Source organism: Rhizobium sp. BK316, assembly GCF_014193695.1.
Taxonomy (GTDB): Bacteria; Pseudomonadota; Alphaproteobacteria; order Rhizobiales; family Rhizobiaceae; genus Rhizobium.
On the sequence record NZ_JACHZR010000001.1, the window covers coordinates 1,362,629 to 1,382,738 of the forward strand.

Genomic DNA, 20,110 nt, shown 5'->3' on the forward strand with positions numbered 1-20,110 from the left:
GCGCCATCACTGGCGGCGGGGAACAAAAACATGTCATCTGCCCAGCAAACCGGCACGTCCGCGCAGATATTTGCTTCAATTCGTGCGTCTGTGCTGCTGCCGCTCATCGAACAAATCGACCGGAAATCCGGCAAGGCAGATGTATTGCTCGCCCTTCACGGTCTTCTGCGCAGCCAGCTTGACGATCCCTATGCCATGGTCCCCATGAACCGATATGTGGCGATCTTTGAAGATGCGGCATCGATCGTCGGAGATCCGACGATGGGCGCATTGCTTGGAACCCTGTTCAAGCCGAGCGATATCGGCCCGATCGGCGTGCTCTTTTCGATATCGAGCACGATCCGTACCGGCTTCGAACGATTGGCGAAATATGTGAACACCGTCCAGAGCGGCACCAATTCCGGTGTTTTTCAGGAAGACGGCAATCTGGTCTGGAGCTACCGCCTCGACGATCCCAGGCTCTGGCCGAGACGACAGGACAGCGAGTTCACGCTGGCCGCGTCCTGCCAACTCGTCCGCGCCTGTTTTGCCCGCGGGTGGAGGCCGGTCGAAGTCCATTTCGAGCATCGGGCGCCTCGTGATCCGACGACCTTGCAACGGATTTTCCGGGCTCCTTTAAAATTTAGCGAGTCTGCCAATCGCATCGTGGTTTCGGGGCAAGATGCCCGCCGCGTCTACCGCCAGGAACAGCTCGACCTGGCGGCGGTCCTGGAGCGCCATATCGCAGATCTGAGCGGCAGGTTGTTGCAGTCGGATTCGACCGTCAATCATGTCCGATCATTGATCGGGATCTATCTGGGACACAAGCCCATCACGCTCGTCGGGCTTTCGCAGGAGCTCAGCCTTTCGCCGCGAACCTTGCAGCGGCGGCTCTCCGAGCAGGGGACGTCGTTGAGGGATCTCATGCGGGAATACCGCCAAAGTATCCTTGCGCTGCAAAGACAGAATGGCGCAGTCAGAATGAAAGAGCTTGCTCAAGTCCTGGGTTACGCGGACGAGACGGTGCTGTGGCGAGCCCGCAAACATTGGGAACGTATGCAGTAGGCGGCAAACAATGCTGCGGCAGGTCCATAGGGCCAACCGCAGCGATCAAGGAAATTCGGCCCGGCGCCCTCAACGGATGCTAAACGGGAAATATTTCGCGTTGATCGTGTCGTAGGTGTCGTTAGCCTCGATCTCTTCGAGCGCAGCATTGAGTTTGTCCAACAACGGCTTGTCGCTCGGGCGTACGGCGATGCCGGCTCCGTCACCAAAATATTCGGTGTTCTTGATATCCTTGCCCTTGAATTCGCAGCAGCCGCCCGCCTTGGTGTTTGCGAGCCAGTCGTAGACCGCGAGCTTGTCTTCCAGGATGATATCGACCTTGCCGTCGGCGAGGCCCTTGTAAAGATCCGGAGACGCGTGGAACACGGTCGTCGCGATGCCGCTGTAGAACTTTTTGGCGTAGGATTCCTGGGAGGTTGCTGCCGTCACGCCGAGCCGCAGTTTCTTCAGATCATCGGGTGACGTGCCGGCAATCTCGTCGTTTTTGCGCGCGATGAAGACCGTCGGGCTGTCATAATATTTCTGGGTGAAGGCAACCTTTTGGCGCCGCTCCGCGCTCATCGACATCGACGAAATGATCGCGTCATATTTGTTGTCGAGCAGATTCGGGATCATCGCCGTCCATTCCTGGATGACGAATTCGCACTTCAATTTCGCAGTCTCGCAAAGGGCCTTGGCGATATCCACGTCGAATCCCTGAAGCTGGTTATTGGAATCGACATAGTTGAATGGTGGAAATGCGCCCTCGACGGCTATGCGGATGCTGTCGTTTTCGGCGGCTCGGACAACAGCAGGTTCAAAAATACCAACCGCAACAACGGCCGTGCAGGCAAATGCGAAGAACTTCGAAGGATAGAGAGATCCTAATCGCAACATATCAATCACCTTGATGTAGAGCTCGATCGCCAACCTTGCATCGGCAAGCGTTGCGCAATGAGCAGCCAATCACAAAACAATTAAAAAGCTCATCATTTTCGGCCATTAATTTTGATGCTGCTTGAAAAGCATTTTGTAAACAATCGAGGTCAGTATCAGGGCGCTCGGGAGAAGACTGCGTGCCTGCTGATCCGCCTTTAAGATTATTCGCTCACAGAGCGACCTGGACATCGTCCGGGTCGATACTGGTGCTGCTTGCGATCAGCGGGCTGGCAATTCTCGGCCTGGTGTTCCTGGCTGCTATCTGGGCCGGGAGGGAAAGCGACGCAGCCGCCCTCGATCGGCAGCGCCAACTCGTCAACAGCCGCCTTCTGGATCAGGTCCGGCGTGTATCTCAGGATATCCAGCTGATGGGTGCAGGTTATGCTTCGCTGCTGGTGGCGGATTCAGCAACGGCCAGCGGCAAGAGCGAGCGCGCAGGCGCGACATCGGCCGCGACATTCGGCAAGATCGCGACAACGGTATTCGGTTACAACGCGGCGTTCCTCGTGACCCCGGCAGGCGAGCTTGCTCTACAGTCCGATCCCGAAACGAAACGCCGCTTCAAATGGGTGCGTCCGCTGCTTCAGCCGATGATCCAGGATCTGGAAGCAACGCACCATGATGTACCGGGAGGGCCGAGCTCCGATCCGGAACCAAGCCGCGTGGAGCTGATGCGACTTGAGGGCCGCCCTTCGGTCGCGGGCGTCGTTTCGGTCACGCGCTCGTCGAAAGTGGATCCCCGGAAAGGAAATGACGGCAACAGGCTCTACCTCGTGGCGTTCCGCTTCCTCGACGGTGTCACGCTCGATACGCTGAGCCGCGAACAGGGACTGGCCGGCGCTCGTTATGCCCGCACCGCGGATCAGGAGCAGAATGAAGTCGCGTTCGAAATCGAGGCGACGGCGTCAGGCGACCCTATCGGCTTCATCATCTGGAGGCCGGATCTGCCGGGCTCACGCGTCATCGGCCGGCTTGTTCCCGTGCTCTCCGTGGCCGGCCTTGTCATCGCAGGCCTCTTCTTCGCCTTGATGGGCCGTTTGCGCGGCAGCCTAAGAGAACTCAGCGCAAGCGAACATCATGCGCGGCATCTTTCGCTGCATGACGTTTTGACGGGCCTGCCGAACCGGGCGCTCTTTGCGGCCCGTTTCGAGCAATGCCTTGCGGCCATGAAATCGCCTGGCGAGCGCGCCGTCCTTGCCCTTGTCGATCTCGACAAATTCAAGGAAGTGAACGACATTCATGGGCATGCCGCCGGTGATGAGCTGCTGCGCGGCGCCGTCGACAGGATGAATGCCCTGATCGAATCAGGCGACACGCTTGCAAGGCTCGGCGGCGATGAATTCGCGCTGCTTCTTCCCGATGTCAGGGAGGGCGACGATAGCTGCATCCTCCTCTGCAACGCCATTATCGAGGCCCTGAGCAAGCCGTTCCAGCTTCGTGGCGGCGACGTCGTCGTCCGCATCGGATGCTCGATCGGTATTGCTGCCTTTCATGACGCGGCCCAGGCAACCAGCGAGGTTTTGCGGCGTGCGGACGTTGCCCTTTACGAGGCCAAGACCAACGGGCGAGGCCGCCTGGTCGAATATGATCCGTCCCTGGATCACCGGGTGGAGGCACGCGAAAGCCTCAAGAACGACCTTCGCCTCGTGCTGGAAGACAGCGCAGGTTTGCCCGATATGGCGGACAACTCCCGCACCAGCGCCGTCGGCCAATTGGAAGTCTTCTTTCAGGGCGTGCATCGTGCCGACGCGCATGGGAACCTTTCGGGCGCCGAGGCTCTCCTGCGCTGGCGCCATCCGATCCAGGGACTGCTGTCACCAGACAAATTCATCCCCATCGCCGAGGAGGCCGGCATGATCGACCAGCTTGGCGAATGGGTGCTGAGGAATGCCGCAAAGGCGGCCACGAACTGGCCGGCCGATATGTCGGTCGCCGTCAACGTTTCGCCCTCACAAATCCGGCATCGGGACTTCGACCGCCACGTGCTCTCCATCCTGACCGAAACCGGCCTGCCGCCATCGCGGCTGGAACTGGAACTGACGGAAGCCGCACTCTTCAACATCGATGAAAATGCTCAAGGAACGCTCGGCAAGCTTCGGTCGCAGGGGATCCGGATTGCGCTTGATGATTTCGGCACCGGCTTCTCGTCGCTGAGCCACCTCATTCAATTCAACATCGACCGGATCAAGATCGACCGCTCCTTCGTGCGGTTGCTGGGAACACAAGCCGAGGGTGCGGCCATCGTTTCGGCGATCCTAGGTTTGAGCCGCACGCTTGGAAAAGCGACGACGGCCGAAGGCGTCGAGACCGAAGGGCAGAGAGACTTTCTCGTCGCGGCCGGCTGCAACGACCTGCAGGGTTTCCTGTTCTCCCGCCCCATGCCCCCGGCTGAGTTCCTCTCTTCGTTGCGCTCGACGGAAGCGGTAAGGTCAACAGCGGTATCCTCGTCGCACGGCTGACGGCCAGCCCTCACTGCCGCCTGCCGATCATCCAGACGAGATAGGGCGCGCCGGCGAAAGCAGCGAAGAGGCCAAGCGGCAGTTCGTAGGGGAAGGTCGCAGTACGGGCGCCGAGATCGGCGATCACCATCAGCACAGCACCTATGACGGCCGAAGCGAAAAGCCTGCTGCCCGCTTTTTCGAAGCCGGCGCGGTGAGCGATATGCGGTGCCATCAGGCCGACGAAGCTCAAGGGACCGACGAGCAGCGAGGCAGCCGCCGTGGCGATGCCCGCCGTCAACACCATCATTGTGCGGGCGCCGACCAGGGGCAGGCCGAGCGCGAGCGCAGTCGGCGCACCGAGCGGCAGGATCACCAGCCAGCGCGTGAAGATCAGGCCGATTGCGAGGATGACGATGGTGAGACCGGCAAGGAAGGCCGCCGTTTCCGGCGTGGCGGCCGCAGCCGAGCCGCCGAGCCAGGCGAGGATCTGCCAGGCGCGCTGATCGCCGACGGCAAGAAGAGCGCTCAGGATCGCCGAGCTGAAAGCACTGACGGAAATGCCTGCGAGCAACAGGCGCTCGGGCGGCAGATGCCGGCGGGCGGCAAAAAGCGCGACGATGACCAGCACCACGATTGCGCCGCTGCCGGCACCGAGGAAGAGCGCGGGCGCGCCGGCATCGGCTGAGAAGCTTAAGGCAACGGCATAACCGACGCCGGCACCGCCGCTGACACCCAGCACTTCAGGGCTTGCCAACGGATTTCCGGTGAGGCGCTGCAGCATGGCGCCCGCCATGGCGAGCAGGCCGCCGGCAGCGGCCGATGCCAACAGACGTGGCCAGCGGGCCGGGAAAAGCTCCCAGAAAAGATCGCCGCTGAGCAGCGTCCATCCATCGGGCAGGCGCGCAACGCAGAGGGCCGCCCAGACGAGTGGCGGCAGCAGGCAGAGGATGAGGGCGAGCCGTGACAGGGGCGCCCGTGCGACGAGGACGCTATCGGGCGGCTGCGGCGACTCGACGGCGCGCACCTGCGGCAGCAACCAAAGCAGCAACGGTCCGCCGATCAAGGCCGTTACCGATCCCGTCGGAAAGGTCTCGCCGGCCGAGGAGGCGATCAGTTGCACGATACCATCGCAGAACCAGAGCAACAGGCCGCCGGCAATCGGTGAAAGAAGCAGGATGCTGCGTGTCGTGCGCACACCGAGCAGGCGCACGAGCGCGGGTGCGGCAAGGCCGACGAAACTGACGAGGCCGACGGCAGCAGCAACGCCCGCGCTCAACGCTACCGCAACGCTTGCGACGGCAATACGCGTACCCGCGAGCGCCACGCCGAGCGAGCGGGCACTGCTGTCGCCGAGGCCGAGCAAGGTGAACGGACGCAGGAGCAGGAGCGTGACGGCGAGGCCGAGCAGCAGCTCGAGGCCGAGGGTTGTCGTCGTCGACCAGTCCTGCTGGCTGAGCGAGCCGCCGTTCCAGGTCACCAGCGACATCAGATACTCGCCCTGCGAGAGCGTCATCGCCGCCGAGAGCGCACTGCAGGTAATGCCGACGAGCAGGCCGGAGACCGCCATGGTGATGGGTTCGAAGGCGCGCCGCCAGCCGAGCAGAAAGACGATAGCGGTGGCTGCCGCCGCGCCCGCGAGCGCCACGAAAGCGCGGTAGCCGTCGAGCATCTCTGGCAAGAACAGCGTCGCCGTGACGATCGCGAGCTGCGCGCCGGAGGAGACACCGAGCGTCGAGGGATCGGCGATGGGATTGCGCAGCAGACGCTGCAACAGCGCGCCGGCAAGCCCGAGCGCGGCGCCGGCGAGGATCGCGACTGCCCCGCGCGGCAGGACGGCATAGGCGAAAATGATCTGCTGCGTCGTCATCTGCCCGGGATCAAATGGCAGAGACGGCCAGTCGGCAAAGGGCAGATGGTTCAGTGCTGTCAGAAGAAAGAGGCCGGCGGAAACGGCAAAGGCTGAGAGCGCGACAAAGAGTGCGGCGGGTCTGATCACGGCGTCTCCCCTGACGACAGCATCGCCGCCTTGAAAAGCCGGGTGAAGCGGGCGGCGGCCAAGATGCCGCCATAGGGATTGATATTGCCGAGCATCAGCACGCGGCCGTCCCGTACCGGCTGCAGCGATTGCCAGATCATGCTGTTCTTCAGCCCATTGCAGGCCTCGACCGGGATATCGGAGATGATGACGATCCTCGCATCCGGCTCGGCAGCGAGGTTTTCGATCGGCACCGGAGCGGCGAACGTATAGCGCGAGCGATCCGCCCAGGCATTCGGCAAGCCGAGACGACCGAGGATATCGCCAAACATGCTGTCGACGCCGAAGACGCGCACATGCCTGGCGTCGCCAATATTGACCAGATAGGTCGGCCGCGACGCAAAGCCCTGCAGGCTGAGGCGTGTCTCCTCGACAAGGGCTGTCTGTTGCGCGACCACCTCGCGGCCGCGGTCCTCAACACCCAGTTCCCTGGCAAGGGCCGAAACGGCGTCGACAGCCTTCTGATAGGGCGGCTCACCCCTGTTATAAAAGGGCAGCGACAGGACAGGCGCAATCGTCCGGAAGCTCGCCTCGAACCTGACATAGAAGGGCGAAATCAGGATGAGGTCCGGGCGCAGCAGGCGCAAAAGCTCGAGGTTCGGCGATCCACGCAGGCCGAGATCGGCGACGCTCTTGTCCAGCACCGGCTCGACCGCATCCTTGCGGAACTGCACGAGCTCGGTCGCAGCGACCGGCATGACGCCGAGTGCGACAAGCGTTTCGAGCATCGCCCAATCGATCGCTGCAATGCGCTTCCGACCTGCTGCGACGGTTTTGCCTGGAATGGCCAAAGTCGCCAGCAGGGCAAGTACCTGCCGACGGCTGAAGCCTCGTCCCTGTGCCGCTCGATAGTCTCTCACCATTGAAAGGTCAGCTTGCCCATCACCGTTCTGCCATCCCCATAGGTGCAGCCGAAGGAGCTGCAGCTTGCAACATAATCCTTGTCGGCGAGATTCTTGAAGTTCAGCGAGGCTGTCATATTGTCCTTCTTGTAGTGGAGAGTTGCGTCGAAGAGGGTCACGGCGTCGAGATCGAGCGTATTCTTGGTATCGCCGTAGCGTTGGCCGACATAACGCACGCCTCCGCCGAGGCCGAAACCTTCAAGCGTCGTATCCTCGGGGAGAGTGTAGTCGAGCCACAGGCTTGCCGCATGTTCAGGCACGTTATCAGGGCGATTTCCGTCATCGACGCCGCCGACGATTTTGGCCTGCATGTACGTGTAGGCGGCGCGCAGGTCGAGCCCGTCGGCAAGGCTGGTCACGCCTTCGAGTTCGATGCCCTTGACGTCGACCTCGCCGATCTGCCCGGTAGACGTACCGCCGCCCGGCAGCGCAAAGGTCGTCAGCACGTTCTTCTGCTTCAGGTCATAGGCGGCAACAGTGAAGAAGCCGTTCCAGCCCTCCGGCTGATATTTGACCCCGATTTCCACCTGCTCGCCCGTCGTCGGCTGCAGTGGTCCGCCGGTTGCAGGCACCGGAACCGGCTCGAAAGATGTGGCATAGCTGATATAGGGGGCGATGCCATTGTCGAGGACATAGCTGAGGCCGGCCCGCCCGGTCAGCTTCTGATCGTCCTTGTCGAGAGGGCGCGACGCGCCGTTCAGCCGGTTGGTCGATGTTCCCTCTGTGCTCGCCCAGTCCTGGCGAAGGGCTGCCGTTGCGCGCCAGTTCTCATAGGCGAGCTCATCCTGCACATAGATGCCGACCTGCGTCATGGTGGAATCGACATAGGTGCTGAGCGTTGGCGCAATCAGATTGACGGTGCCGTAGACCGGATTGAGGGCGTCGAGCGGGGTGGCGCGCCAGAACTGCGTGCCGACATTGTTGCTGTAATAGCGGTAGTCCAGACCGAACAGCATCTTGTGCCTGATATCGCCGGTGTCGAATTCCGCAAGCAGGTTGTTGTCGACGTTGAACGTGTTCAGCAACTCGTCCTGGATGGTGGCATTGCGGTTGATCGTCCGACCGCCGGTAAGGCCTATCGTCGACATGCCGAGAGCCTGATAGTTCCAGTCGAAATTCTGGTAGCGAAGATTCTGGCGGAAGGTCCAGGTATCGTTGAGGCGGTGTTCCAACTCATAACCGATATTGGTCAAGGTCCGGTCCGAGGTGTCGAAGCTCTTGTCACCAACGAAGAAGTCCCGTGACAGGCGATTGGCGTCCGATGCGTTGAGCGTGAGTTGCGGCGGCAGGCTGGACGGCGTGCTCGGATTATCGTGCTGGATGCTCGTCAGGATCGTCAGCTTGGTGTCTTCATCGGGCTGCCAGGTCAGCGCCGGCGCGATGAAATAGCGGTCATTGTCGAGTTCGTCGACCTGTGCCGAGGCTGTTCTCGCGAGGCCCGTCAGGCGATAGGCGAAATCCGGATTGCCGGGCATGATGTCGCCGAAATCGAAATAGGTACCGTAGGTATCGTAGCTGCCAGCCTGAACGCCGACTTCGCCGAAACGCTCGAAGACCGGCCGCTTGCTGATGAGATTGATCATGCCGCCGGGATTGCCCTGGCCGTACATGACCGATGCCGGCCCACGCAGCACTTCGATGCGCTCAAGCTGATAGGGATCGACGGCGGGAGCGCCCGATGTCCGCATCATGCGAAGTCCGTTCAGGAACTGCGACTGGCGGCTGTCGAAACCACGGATGCGCGGGGAATCGAAGCGCGGATCGGCGCCATAGGGCTCGCCGACGACACCAGGCACATAATCCAGCGCCTGGCCGACGGTTTCGGCATCCTGCGATTTCAGCTGGTCGGCCGTCAGCACCGATATGGATTGCTGGGTTTCGAGAAGCGGTGTGCCGGTCTTGGTGGCCGTCGCGCTGTTCCTCGCGACGAAACCTTTCACCGGAGCCGTCGGATCCTCATCGGCACCGCTGATGACGATCGGGGCGAGCGTGGTCGGATTAACGTCCTGGGCAAACGCAGACAGCGGCGCCAGAAGCGCGCCCGCGAGAGCCGTAGTCGAAGCGAAATTGCGCAAGCGAAGAGAACCAGTCATCGGGAGCCCGTTATATGCCGTAAAACTGGATTTTTTTAATCATGTTATTTTTGAGAGGTCCAATAAACCGGGCTCGAATTTTTCATAAGCATGGATTATGAAACCGGCGAAACGTCATAGATTTGAATTCTTCTAGGAGAGCGTGATGGCGCTGACCGACCCCGGCTTCGAACTCAGGCATCTGAGGTATTTCGTAACACTGGTCGAGGAGCGGAATTTCGAGCGCGCCGCCGCCCGCCTCGGCATCGCCCAGCCGGGCCTCAGCCAGCAGGTCATGAGCCTGGAGAGGATCGTCGGCACGCCGCTGCTGGACAGGAGCCGCCGTGCGGTCCAACTCACGCATTCGGGCGAGATCCTGTTCCAGGAGGCGCGCAAGGTCCTGGCGCAGACCGAGGCGACGGTCGCCGCTATCCATCGCGCGGGCCGCGGGGAAAGCGGGCGCATCTCGATCGGCTATGTGGCGTCTGCCGCCTATTCCGGCGCTGTCGTCGGCTCCATTAAGAACTTCAAACGCGATTACCCCTATGTCGAGGTCGAGTTGCAGGAAATGGAGCTGCGCCAGCAGTTGCAGCGTATTGCCGACGGCCTGCTCGATTTCGGCTATATCCGCGCGCCGGCGCCGATCCCGCCGGGTGTCTCTGTGCAGGTCGTGTTGCGCGAGCCGCTGGTCGCCATGGTTCCCGCTGACCATGAATTTGCAGAACGCGCCATCGATACGCTTGCCCATTTGACGAGCGACATATTCATCACCCCACGCCAGCCGCCGGAAATCGGCTTTCACCGCAATACGTTGCAGGCTTGCCGGGAGGCCGGGTTCGAACCATCCGTCAAGGCGATCGCGCACGACTTCACCGAGATCGCCGCTCTCGTCGGCATCGGCATCGGCATCGCTCTCGTGCCGCAATCCATGAGCCGCGTGGAACTGCAGGATATCCACTACAGACCGCTCGCCGGCGTGACGGTGACGTCCGATGTGGCAATCGCCTATCGCAAGGGCGAAGGTTCGCCAGCGACCAAGGCCTTTATCGCGCGGCACCGGCAGAAGATTGACCGCCCGGCTTTGGACGAGATAATCAACGAACCGCCGTCAGGCGAACCATCTGAGACGATCCTATCTGCATTGCGTCGTTCGCCGCTTGTCGGGTCTGAACTCGATCTGTTACGACCGGAAGAGAAAGGACGTAAAATCGATCCGTGACGCAGTCCACCATTGTATCAGATCCTCGCTTGTCTTACATTGTCTTACATCCTGAAGGAGGCAAGCAATGTCGAACGCCAGCCAATCAGAATCTGTCACTCTCCGGGTGCCTTCCGACGTGATTGCAGAAATCGAAGCCATCGCAAAAGCAAGCGATCGATCCCGCAGCTACATCATCGTTCGCGCCCTGCGGACGTATCTCATGAACGAGGGGGCCGACATCCTCGCCGCGATCAAGGGCCGCGAGCAGATCGCGGCCGGAGAGTTCGAGAATATGGATGATGTGATCGCGGACATTGACAGGATCGTTGGCGGAAAAGCTGCGTGACTGCCGTACGGCTTTCCAAGGATGTCGCCAGCTATATCCGCCGCGAAGGCGAGTATCTGCGGAAACTTAACCCTGCCGCAGCCCGAAAGTTTGTGCTCGCGATCAAGAACGCGAAGCGGACACTGTCCGAATTTCCTCAATCCGGGAACCGGATGCACGGCGGCCTGCAGATTACCGGGAGCCTGACGCTGGTGGTCGGGGATTATCTGCTGGACTACCTCTATGATGGCGATAGCGTGGACGTGATCCTGATCCGCCATGGACGGATGCTTGCACCGACGCCGGATCTCGACGTCGACAGCGATCTCTGATTTCAACATACATCGATCGATCCTTCGCGGCGTCCGAGTGCGGACCTGACCACGCGTTCGATCCTTCATGACAATTGCGCGACACAATTGGAACAAGGGTGGAAACGCTTGTAACCCGCCTGACATTGGCGGGCTCTAAAGAGGCGGCATGAGCATTGCCTGCCGCCGGAAACCTGCCGCGGGCCTTATTGGAGAGCGCCGGCATGAAAATCGTCCAGATCACCGACACGCATTTCAGCCCGTCGATCCCGCATTTCAACGGCAACTGGCAGCCGCTCGCCGAGTGGATCAATAGCAGCGGCGCCGATCTCGTCATCCATACCGGCGATCTTGCCGTCGATGGCGCCGACAAGGATGAGGATCTCAGCTTCTGCATGGAGCTGATGCGGCAGGTGTCGATCCCCATGCTGATCGTTCCCGGCAATCACGATGTTGGTCATCTGCCGGGCTCGCTGCAGCCGGTCGATACGACAAGGCTCAACCGCTGGCGCAGCCTCGTCGGCCCGGATTACTGGATGGAGGATGCCGGCAACTGGCGCCTGATCGGCCTCGACAGTCTGCTGATGGGCATGGAGAACGACGAGCAGGAAACGCAGTTTGCATGGCTGGAGCAAGCGCTTTCCGGGCGCGCCGGCCGGCGGGTTGCCATGTTCGCGCATAAGCCGCTCTTCGTCGACACACCTAACGAAGGCGATACCGGCTACTGGAGCATCCGCCCGGCACAGCGCCAGAGGCTCTATCATCTGATCGCTGCCCATGACGTCGCCCTTTATGCCAGCGGCCATCTGCACTGGGCCTGGAAGGGACGCTACAACGACACTGCGCTGGTCTGGGGTCCGGCGGCTTCCTTCATCATCGGCACGATGGAGCGCGAGATGCCGGGTGAGAAGCTGATCGGTGCCGTAATCCACGATCTCGGCGATGACGTTGCCAGCGAGATCGTCGCTGTTCCCGGCATGGTGGCGCATGTGCTCGACGATGTCGTTGCCGAAGTCTATCCGCACGAGGCCCACAAGGTGCAGAAGGAGCCGGCGTAATGAGCGCGCTGTCCCTTTCCGCCATCAGCAAATCCTATGGCGACAATGCCATCCTCAAAAATATCAGCCTCGATGTTCAGCCGGGCGAATTCATCGCGCTTGTCGGTCCCTCGGGCTGTGGCAAGAGTACGCTGCTCCGCATCCTTGCAGGCCTCGACCATGCCGATAGCGGCGAGATCGTTATCGGCGGACGGGAAATGTCCGATGTGGCGGCCGCCGACCGCAACATCGCCATGGTCTTCCAGTCCTACGCGCTCTATCCGCATCTGACGGCCGGCCAGAATATCGCGGTGCCACTTGCCATGCGCCGCTTAAGCCGCGTTCAGCGCCTGCCTTTCCTCGGTCCGGTCATGCCCGGCTACCGCGCCATTCGTTCAGGCATTTCCCGCGACGTGCAGGAGACGGCGAAAGCGCTCAAGATCGACCATCTGCTGGATCGCAAGCCCGGCCAGATGTCTGGCGGCCAGCGGCAGCGCGTAGCGCTTGCCCGCGCCATGGTGCGCCATCCGAGCGTCTTCCTGATGGACGAGCCATTGTCCAATCTCGATGCCAATCTGCGCGTTCATGCGCGCGGTGAGATCGTCGAGCTGCATCGCCGCGCCGGCGTGCCGACCGTCTATGTCACCCATGACCAGGTCGAAGCGCTTTCGATGGCCGACCGCGTCGCCGTGATGATCGGCGGCCAGCTGCTGCAACTCGCCCCGCCACAGGTCATCTATGACGACCCTGCCCATATCGAGGTCGCCCGTTTCGTCGGCCAGCCGCGCATCAATCTCCTGCCGGCGCGCGTCGAGAATGGAACAGTCGCCTTCGGCGATATCAAGATGGCGCTCGCAGAACCGGTTCTTTCAGGTCCTGACGTGACGATCGGCATCCGGCCGGAATTCGTCCGGCTTGCCGCCGATGGCCAGACGTCGCTGCCCGCCCGTATCGAACGCATGGAATTCCTGGGCTCCGAGGTCATCCTGTTCTGCCGGCTGGATGCGATCGGCGAGACCGTGCTCGCCAAGCTTGCGCCTGCCGATGCTGCGGGCCTGTCGGCCGGCATGGGTGTTGCGCTCTCCTTTCAGCCCGACAAGGCCCTGGTCTTTGCGCCCGACGGTCGCCGGCTTCGCACGACCGCCCTCCCCGCCGATGCCAGCAGGGAGAAAGCCCATGGCTAGCATTGCTGCGGGCGAGATCCGTCCGGTTGCGTCGGCCGCAAAGCATGAGCGTCGCGAAGCACAGATGGCCTGGCTGCTGTCGCTGCCGGCAATCATCCTGATCGTGCTCTTCGTGCTCTTACCGATCGTCGCCGTCATCTTTCTCGGCTTTACCGATTTCGAGCTTGGCGTCGGCAAGTTCCGCTTCGTCGGCTTCGAGAATTACGCCGAGCTCTTCACCGACCGCACCTTCCGCAAGTCCTTGTGGAACACGACGGTCTATACGGCGATCGTCGCACCCGTCTCGATCCTGCTCGGGCTCGGTGTGGCCATGCTGATCGAGGGCGAGGGCTGGGGAAAGAGCTTCTTCCGTACCGCCTATTTTCTCCCCGTCGTCTCGCTGATCGTCGCCATGGCGACCGTCTGGCAATATCTCTTCCACCCGACCATCGGCCCGCTCAATGCATTGCTTGGTCTTGCCGGCCTGCCGAAGCCAAACTGGCTCGGCGCTTCGTCCACTGCCCTCTACAGCCTCTCCATCATCGGCGTCTGGCAGACCGTCGGCTTCAACATGGTGCTGTTCCTTGCCGGCCTGACGGCGATCCCGCGCGAACTCTATGCCGCCGCCGAAATCGACGGCGCCAAATCCTCGCTCGACCGCTTCTTCCTCGTCACCTGGCCGATGCTCGGACCGACAGCGCTTTTCGTCACCACGATCAGCGTCATCAATGCGGTGAAGACCTTCGAGACGGTGAAGACGCTGACGGATGGTGGCCCCAATCATGCCTCCGAAGTGCTCCTCTTCACCATCTACCAGGAGGGTTTTGTCTATATGAAGGTCGGCTATGCCTCGGCCATGACCGTGGTCTTCCTCGCCATTCTCGTGGTCATGATGTTCCTGCAATACCGCTTCCTCGATCGGCGGGTGCACTATTCATGAAGACGAGATCCCGCTTCACCCTCGGCCGGCTCATCCGCCTCGCGCTGCTCATCATCGGCGCGGTCATTTTCCTCGCGCCCTACATCTTCATGATATCGGCAGCCGGCAAGTCGCAGGACGATATCTTCACGGCCGCGCTCTCGCTGATCCCGACGCATTTCTTTTACGTGCAGAATTTTGCCAAGGCGCTCGACAAGGTGGCGATGGACACGCTGCTCCGGAACGGCGTGGCGGTCTGTGCGCTGATCTTCGTCTTCCAGGTGCTGGTCGCCATTCCCTGCGCCTATGCCATGGCGAAGCTGAAGTTCCGCGCCGCCCGGATGATGATGGTGCTGGTGCTGCTCGGCCTGCTGGTGCCGATCCATGCGACTGCCCTGCCCCTCTACGTCGCCTTCGACAGCCTGTCGCTGCTCAACGGCTATACGGCGCTGGTCGCCCCTTTCACCATCTCGGTCTTTGCGATCTTCCTGTTCCTGCAGTTCTTCCGCGCCATGCCCGATGACCTCATCCATGCAGCACGGCTCGACGGCATGTCCGAACTCGGCATCGTTTCGCGCGTCATCGTGCCGAATGCCTGGCCGGCGGTGACGGCCTTCGCGATCTTTTCGGTCGTCGCCCATTGGAACGACCTCTACTGGCCGCTGATCGTCATCTCGAAGCCGGGCTACGCCACGCCGCCGCTCGGCCTGATGAACTTCCGCGCCGCGGAAGCCGGCGACGATTACGGCGCGCTGATGGCGGCCACCATCATCATCACCATCCCCCTCGTTGCGGCCTTTCTGTTTGCGCAGAAACGCTTCGTCGAGGGCATCACCATGACCGGTCTCAAAGGCTGACCGGCTGAACCCAGGAGAACGAGCGATGAAGCATTTCACCCAGTTCCTCGCAGCAGCGGCTCTGTCCGTGGCGGCAGCCCTGCCGGCACACGCCGAAACCACGCTGACGATCCACTACCCGATGCCGGGCTTCTTCAAGGACGTGATGGACACGATCTCGAAGAAGTTCATGGAAGAAAACCCCGACATCAAGATCCAGTTCGCCGCTCCCTCGGCGACCTATGAAGACGGCATCCAGCTGATCCTGCGCCAGGCCGGTACATCGGAAATGCCTGATGTCACCTTCATCGGCCTGAACCGCCTGCGCATGCTGAACGAGCGCAATGTCGCCGTCGACATGACGCCGCTCGTCCAGAAGGAAGGCAACATGGCCGAGCAGGGCTTCTCGGACACGATCCTGAAGCTCGCCCAGGTCAAGGGCAAGCAGGTCGGCCTCGCTTTCGCGACTTCCAACCCGATCATGTATTATAATGCCGATCTCGTGAAGGCAGCCGGCGGCAATCCCGATACCCCGCCGAAGACCTGGGACGAGGTCATCGCGCTTGCCGGCAAGATCAAGGCGCTCGGCAACGGCGTCGACGGCATGGACTTCCGCTGGCAGGGCGACGACTGGATGTTCTCCGCCCTGCTCTTCGGCGCCGGCGGCAAGATGCTGAGTGACGACGAGCAGAAGGTCACCTTCAATGGTCCCGAGGGACAGAAGGCCGTCGAACTGATCAGCCGCTTCGTCAAGGAAGGCGGCATGCCTGTTTTCACAAAGGCAGCGGGCGAACAGGCCTTTGCAGCCGGCAAGGTCGGCTTCGAATTCCAGACGACCGGCGCGCTCGTCAACACGATCAAGAATGTCGGCGCCAAGTTCGACCTGCGCACCGCCCAGATCCCGCTGATCGACCCTGAAAAGGGCCATCTGCCGACCGGCGGCAATGCCGTCGTCATCCTCGCCAAGGATCCGGCCAAGCAGGACGCCGCCTGGAAATTCGCCAAGTTCGCCGCCGGCCCCTATGGCGCTTCCGTCGTCGTTCCCGGCACCGGCTACGTTCCGAACAACGAACTTGCCGCCAAGTCTGCCGAATATCTCGGCGACTTCTACAAGAAGAACCCGCTCTTCCAGGCCGGCCTTAGCCAGATGCCGCGCATGATCCCCTGGTACGCCTTCCCCGGCACCAATGGCGTCAAGGTCACCCAGACGATCGTCGACAACCTGTCGCGGATCGTCGATGGTTCGGCCGAGCCGAAGGAAGCCCTCGACGACGCAGCCGCCGACGTCGAAGGCATGCTGCCGCGCAGCTGATTTTTGGAATGATCCGCGGGTTAAGCCGCCCGCGGTTTCGATCCGGAACCGTCGCATCCCGAAAGTGCGGCGGTTTCTTCGTTTTGGAGGTTTCGCACGGTGCCGCCGGGGCGTAGCGCATGCGACAGTTCCAGATGTCGGAGAGGCGCGTCGTTTTCGACAATATCGAGCAGCAGCGAGGCTGCCGTCGCCCCCATGCTGAGATCGGGCATTTCGATCGAGGTCAGCGTCGGATTGATGAGCTTGCCGATGGCGATGCCGTCAAAGCCGGCAACGGAGATATCGTCGGGCACCCGCAGGCCTTCGCGATTGATCGCACCGATGACGCCAAGCGCGATCAGATCGTTCGAGCCGATGATGGCGGTCGGCGAAAATGTCCGCAAAGCCTGGCCGAGATCCATCTGGTCATAGCCGCTGACGAAGGGCACCTCTACGGCCTCGAGCGGGGCGACGCCCGCTGCCTCCATCGTCTGCAGATAGCCGCGGTAACGCAAGAGCGCACGATCCGAAGCTTTGAAGCTACCGGAGACATAGAGGATGCGCCGGTGGCCCATGGACAAGAGATGTTCGGTCAGCCGGCAGCCTGCCGCATAATTGTTGACGGTAACGGCAGCCGGATATCGGACGGTCGGAGAGCTGCCAAGCAGCACTGTCGGCGGCAGGTCCTGCGCCAATGCCGGGCTTGTCTCACCATTGCAGACCGTCAGGATCAGACCGGTCGGCCGCTCGCCGAGAAGCCCTGCCACGGCATTGGCCTCCTGATCGGGATCGTAATTCGACTGGGCGATGAGAACGCTGTGGCCGGCGACCAACATGCGGTTCTGGATGCCTGAGAGGGACGACGCGAAAACCGGATTGGTCACACTCGGCACCAGCACGCCAATAACAGGCCGGCGGCCGCTGCGGGCAGACGGTGCGGCCGCCCGATAGCCGACTTCGGCGGCAGCGCGGCGCACGCGAAGCGCCGCCGCCTGGCTGACGGGACCGCTGAGGTTCAGCACGCGGCTTGCCGTCGCCATGGAACATCCGGCCTTTAGCGCAACCTGTTTCAACGTCGTCATCGCCGTCCTGTCCGTTTCCGTCGAGGTTTGCAGGCTCTTACGGGCCGATTGTCATGAAATGATGACGGCAGCGGCTCGGCCGACCGCACACGGATCAGACCTTGCCGTCGATCCAACCCGTTTTTCCGGTGTCGCCCTCGGCTCGCCGCTGTTCGACAAGTGCCGATACGATATCGATGAACCGGCGTGCGCTTGGCTGAGGCTCCGGTTTCAGCCAGGCGGCGGCGATCGGCAAGGACGGTGGCGCCGGTGTCACCCGTCTGAACGCAAGCCCATCGCGGGAGAGACGGGAGATCCCGGCGGTGACGAACCCCATTCCCACGCCGGCTGCCACGAGCCCTGTCAGCGTCGTCATCGGCGTCACCTCCTGCACAATGTCCGGATTGATATCAGCGGCAGCAAACAACGCAATGACGCGGTCATGGATACTCGGGCCGATCGCGCGCGGCGCAATCAGAAAATGCTCGCCGGCAAGATCCGCAATATCAATGACCTGGCGATCGCATAGCGGATGGTTCGATGGCAAAGCCAGTACCATCTCTTCTTCCGGAAGCGGATGGATTTCGAGATCCGGACTCGAAAGCGGCGGATGCAGAACGGCGAGATCGATCGTTCCGGTGAGAAGCGCTGATTCGAGCGATGGCGAATTCATTTCGACAAGCTCGACATGAACCTGCGGATATCGGCTGCGAAACAGCTGAACGGCTTCCGGCAGAAACCCGTAGAAAGCGATGACGGTAAAGCCGAGGCGAAGCCGTCCGATCTCGCCGCGCACTGCCTGCAATGCCCGCTCCCTGGCGACCATAGCGTTGTCGATCGCCCTTTTGGCCGGCTCCAGGAAGACCCTTCCGGCGGGGGTCAAGGAAACCTTGCGGCGATCGCGTTCGAAGAGGTCTGTGCCGATCTCCTGCTCCAACACCCGGATACGCTGGCTGAGTGAAGGCTGGGTCAGGTGCAGCCGCTCTGCCGCGCGACGGAAATTCAATTCCTCCGCGACTGCGACGAAGCAGGCCATCGAGCGAATATCCATTCCCACCTCTGATAGGGAAAGCCAATCACAGAAAGGTAATTTCCGATTGGAAGACAATCACTGTGATCCCTATCCTTTTTCAGTGCAAGAGGCATGCGCCTCTGCCTGTTCGAAGGAGACAGAGCCATGCGGATACTAAAACGCCTTGCAACAGGTACACTAACCTCTGCAGTAAGCATCACCGTCACGAGCGCGGCCCTGGCCCAATCGGCGGACATCCTTTCGGCGATCACGGCAGGACGCGTCGCGGTCATCTCGGATGGTGACTATATCGCCAGGACTTATGCGGACTCGGCGCTGCCGCCGGAGGAGGCGGGACATGCCGATATGCTGACGGTGCTCTCGATCGCCGATGGGCGCGTGACAAAAAGCGCGATCTCCGTTTCGAATTCCGTCACGGCAGCGCCTGAAATCCTCGAACTCACGCCTGACGGCCGCAACGCCTTCGTCACCGAACGTCTCGGCCAACGGCCGGACGGCGCCAGGACGGCCAGGGATCTTCCGGCCGGCAACCGCGTCTTCGCCATCGATCTTTCCGATGCCGCCAATCCGAGGCTTGCCGACACGGCCGAGATCGGCATAAATCCTGAAAGCCTGGCGGTCAGCCCCGACGGGCGCACCATCGCAATCGTTTCAAATACCAGCGAAGCAAGCCTCCTGCAGATCGTGGAATTTTCCGATGGCCGGTTTGGCGATGTCGCAAAATTCGATCTGGCCGCTCTCGGCATCGAGGGATCGGCAGAGGGAGCAAGGAGCGGCGTCACGGCCACCAACGTTCAATGGCACCCTTCCGGCCGTTATCTCGCGGTCAATATCAATACGCAGGACCGCATCGCCTTTTTCGAATTCCGGAATGCGGAGGCAGGTCCCTCGGTGCAACCGTGGGGCAATACCGTCTCGGTGGGCCGGGATCCCTTCGTCGGCCGTTTCACGCAGGACGGGCGCCATTATCTCACGTCGAACTGGGGGCGGAATTTCGCGGCAACGAGCCTCGATGGCCGCATTCCGAAGGCATCCTCGACCATGACCGTCATCAGGCTCGCCGGTCCGGAGACGGCGAACGCCCGGCATGAACGGCTCGGGACGATCGAGACCGGCGTTTCGGCGGAGGGAATGGCCGTGAGCCCGGATGGACGCATGGTCGCAACGATCAACATGCAGGGGACATCTTTTCCTGAAGGTTCGCCTCGCCACCAGCGCGAGGCCTCCGTCTCGCTGCTGACGTTCGATCCACGCACCGGCACACTGACGAAAGTTGGGGATTTCGCGTTCGAAGGCGTTCTGCCCGAGGGGGCAACGTTCGACCTCTCCGGCGATCACCTGCTGACGACCGTATTCGAAGGCCATCCCGGCGCAGGGCCGGATGCCGGTGCCGGGATAGAGGTCTTCCGCGTGGTGAAGGGCGATATGCCTGCTCTGGAGAGAATAGGGCGCGTGGCATTGCCGCACGGAGTTCATCATGTCGATGTCGCGCAGTGACGCTTCCGCAGCACCTGCGGAAGC

At 61.7% G+C, this 20,110-nt stretch carries 16 protein-coding genes and 1 pseudogene; 11 read left to right on the forward strand and 6 right to left on the reverse strand.

Annotation, left to right across the window (positions count from 1 at the left end; genetic code table 11):
- Positions 1–30 precede the first annotated feature (30 nt).
- Positions 31–1,044 (forward strand): AraC family transcriptional regulator, encoded by a 1,014-nt coding sequence (locus FHT87_RS06080; RefSeq protein ID WP_183800240.1) that lies wholly within the window; start codon positions 31–33, stop codon positions 1,042–1,044.
- Positions 1,045–1,113: 69 nt separating this feature from the next.
- Here FHT87_RS06080 and FHT87_RS06085 read toward each other — a convergent pair whose 3' ends face one another.
- Positions 1,114–1,920: a transporter substrate-binding domain-containing protein gene (locus tag FHT87_RS06085; RefSeq protein ID WP_183800243.1), complete on the reverse strand. Its 807-nt coding sequence runs from the start codon at positions 1,918–1,920 to the stop codon at positions 1,114–1,116.
- Positions 1,921–2,168: 248 nt separating this feature from the next.
- Here FHT87_RS06085 and FHT87_RS06090 point away from each other — a divergent pair, with 248 nt between their 5' ends.
- Entirely contained in the window at positions 2,169–4,421 is a 2,253-nt protein-coding gene (locus tag FHT87_RS06090) for an EAL domain-containing protein (protein ID WP_348649352.1), read from the forward strand.
- Between the two features lie 10 nt (positions 4,422–4,431).
- Here FHT87_RS06090 and fhuB read toward each other — a convergent pair whose 3' ends face one another.
- The 3 genes from fhuB to FHT87_RS06105 are packed head-to-tail and all read right to left on the reverse strand — an operon-like array spanning position 4,432 to position 9,433.
- Positions 4,432–6,396: a Fe(3+)-hydroxamate ABC transporter permease FhuB gene (gene fhuB, locus FHT87_RS06095; protein WP_183727265.1), complete on the reverse strand. Its 1,965-nt coding sequence runs from the start codon at positions 6,394–6,396 to the stop codon at positions 4,432–4,434.
- Positions 6,396–7,301, reverse strand: coding sequence for an iron-siderophore ABC transporter substrate-binding protein (locus FHT87_RS06100; protein ID WP_183800249.1), 906 nt, complete (start codon positions 7,299–7,301; stop codon positions 6,396–6,398). Before FHT87_RS06100 ends, fhuB begins: the two co-directional genes overlap by 1 nt.
- A complete protein-coding gene (locus tag FHT87_RS06105) occupies positions 7,295–9,433 on the reverse strand; it encodes a TonB-dependent siderophore receptor (protein ID WP_183800252.1) in 2,139 nt (712 codons plus the stop codon). The genes FHT87_RS06100 and FHT87_RS06105 overlap by 7 nt, the downstream gene beginning before the upstream one ends.
- Before the next feature lie 145 nt (positions 9,434–9,578).
- Here FHT87_RS06105 and FHT87_RS06110 point away from each other — a divergent pair.
- The 8 genes and pseudogenes from FHT87_RS06110 to FHT87_RS06145 form a co-directional block, all read left to right on the forward strand.
- Positions 9,579–10,463, forward strand: a pseudogene (locus tag FHT87_RS06110) (LysR substrate-binding domain-containing protein); the annotation flags it as partial.
- A gap of 235 nt (positions 10,464–10,698) precedes the next feature.
- The gene (locus FHT87_RS06115; protein ID WP_183726342.1) at positions 10,699–10,959 is read left to right on the forward strand and encodes a ribbon-helix-helix protein, CopG family; all 261 of its coding nucleotides are present in this window, start codon (positions 10,699–10,701) and stop codon (positions 10,957–10,959) included.
- A complete protein-coding gene (locus FHT87_RS06120; protein WP_183726343.1) occupies positions 10,956–11,270 on the forward strand; it encodes a type II toxin-antitoxin system RelE/ParE family toxin in 315 nt (104 codons plus the stop codon). The genes FHT87_RS06115 and FHT87_RS06120 overlap by 4 nt, the downstream gene beginning before the upstream one ends.
- A gap of 203 nt (positions 11,271–11,473) precedes the next feature.
- Entirely contained in the window at positions 11,474–12,307 is an 834-nt protein-coding gene (locus tag FHT87_RS06125) for a metallophosphoesterase (protein WP_183800255.1), read from the forward strand.
- Positions 12,307–13,470 (forward strand): ABC transporter ATP-binding protein, encoded by a 1,164-nt coding sequence (locus FHT87_RS06130; RefSeq protein WP_183800258.1) that lies wholly within the window; start codon positions 12,307–12,309, stop codon positions 13,468–13,470. The genes FHT87_RS06125 and FHT87_RS06130 overlap by 1 nt, the downstream gene beginning before the upstream one ends.
- A complete protein-coding gene (locus tag FHT87_RS06135; RefSeq protein ID WP_183800261.1) occupies positions 13,463–14,389 on the forward strand; it encodes a sugar ABC transporter permease in 927 nt (308 codons plus the stop codon). Before FHT87_RS06130 ends, FHT87_RS06135 begins: the two co-directional genes overlap by 8 nt.
- Positions 14,386–15,225: a carbohydrate ABC transporter permease gene (locus tag FHT87_RS06140; RefSeq protein ID WP_183800264.1), complete on the forward strand. Its 840-nt coding sequence runs from the start codon at positions 14,386–14,388 to the stop codon at positions 15,223–15,225. The genes FHT87_RS06135 and FHT87_RS06140 overlap by 4 nt, the downstream gene beginning before the upstream one ends.
- Before the next feature lie 25 nt (positions 15,226–15,250).
- Entirely contained in the window at positions 15,251–16,516 is a 1,266-nt protein-coding gene (locus FHT87_RS06145; protein WP_183800267.1) for an ABC transporter substrate-binding protein, read from the forward strand.
- A gap of 20 nt (positions 16,517–16,536) precedes the next feature.
- Here FHT87_RS06145 and FHT87_RS06150 read toward each other — a convergent pair whose 3' ends face one another.
- Complete coding sequence (locus FHT87_RS06150) at positions 16,537–17,577, reverse strand: substrate-binding domain-containing protein (RefSeq protein ID WP_183726353.1); 1,041 nt, start codon at positions 17,575–17,577, stop codon at positions 16,537–16,539.
- A 94-nt stretch (positions 17,578–17,671) separates the two neighbouring features.
- Positions 17,672–18,607, reverse strand: a complete 936-nt coding sequence (locus FHT87_RS06155) for a LysR family transcriptional regulator (protein WP_183726355.1) — start codon at positions 18,605–18,607, stop codon at positions 17,672–17,674.
- 126 nt (positions 18,608–18,733) lie between these two features.
- On the opposite strand from FHT87_RS06155, the gene FHT87_RS06160 reads away from it, so the two are divergent.
- Positions 18,734–20,086: a beta-propeller fold lactonase family protein gene (locus FHT87_RS06160; protein WP_183800270.1), complete on the forward strand. Its 1,353-nt coding sequence runs from the start codon at positions 18,734–18,736 to the stop codon at positions 20,084–20,086.
- Positions 20,087–20,110: the final 24 nt, after the last annotated feature.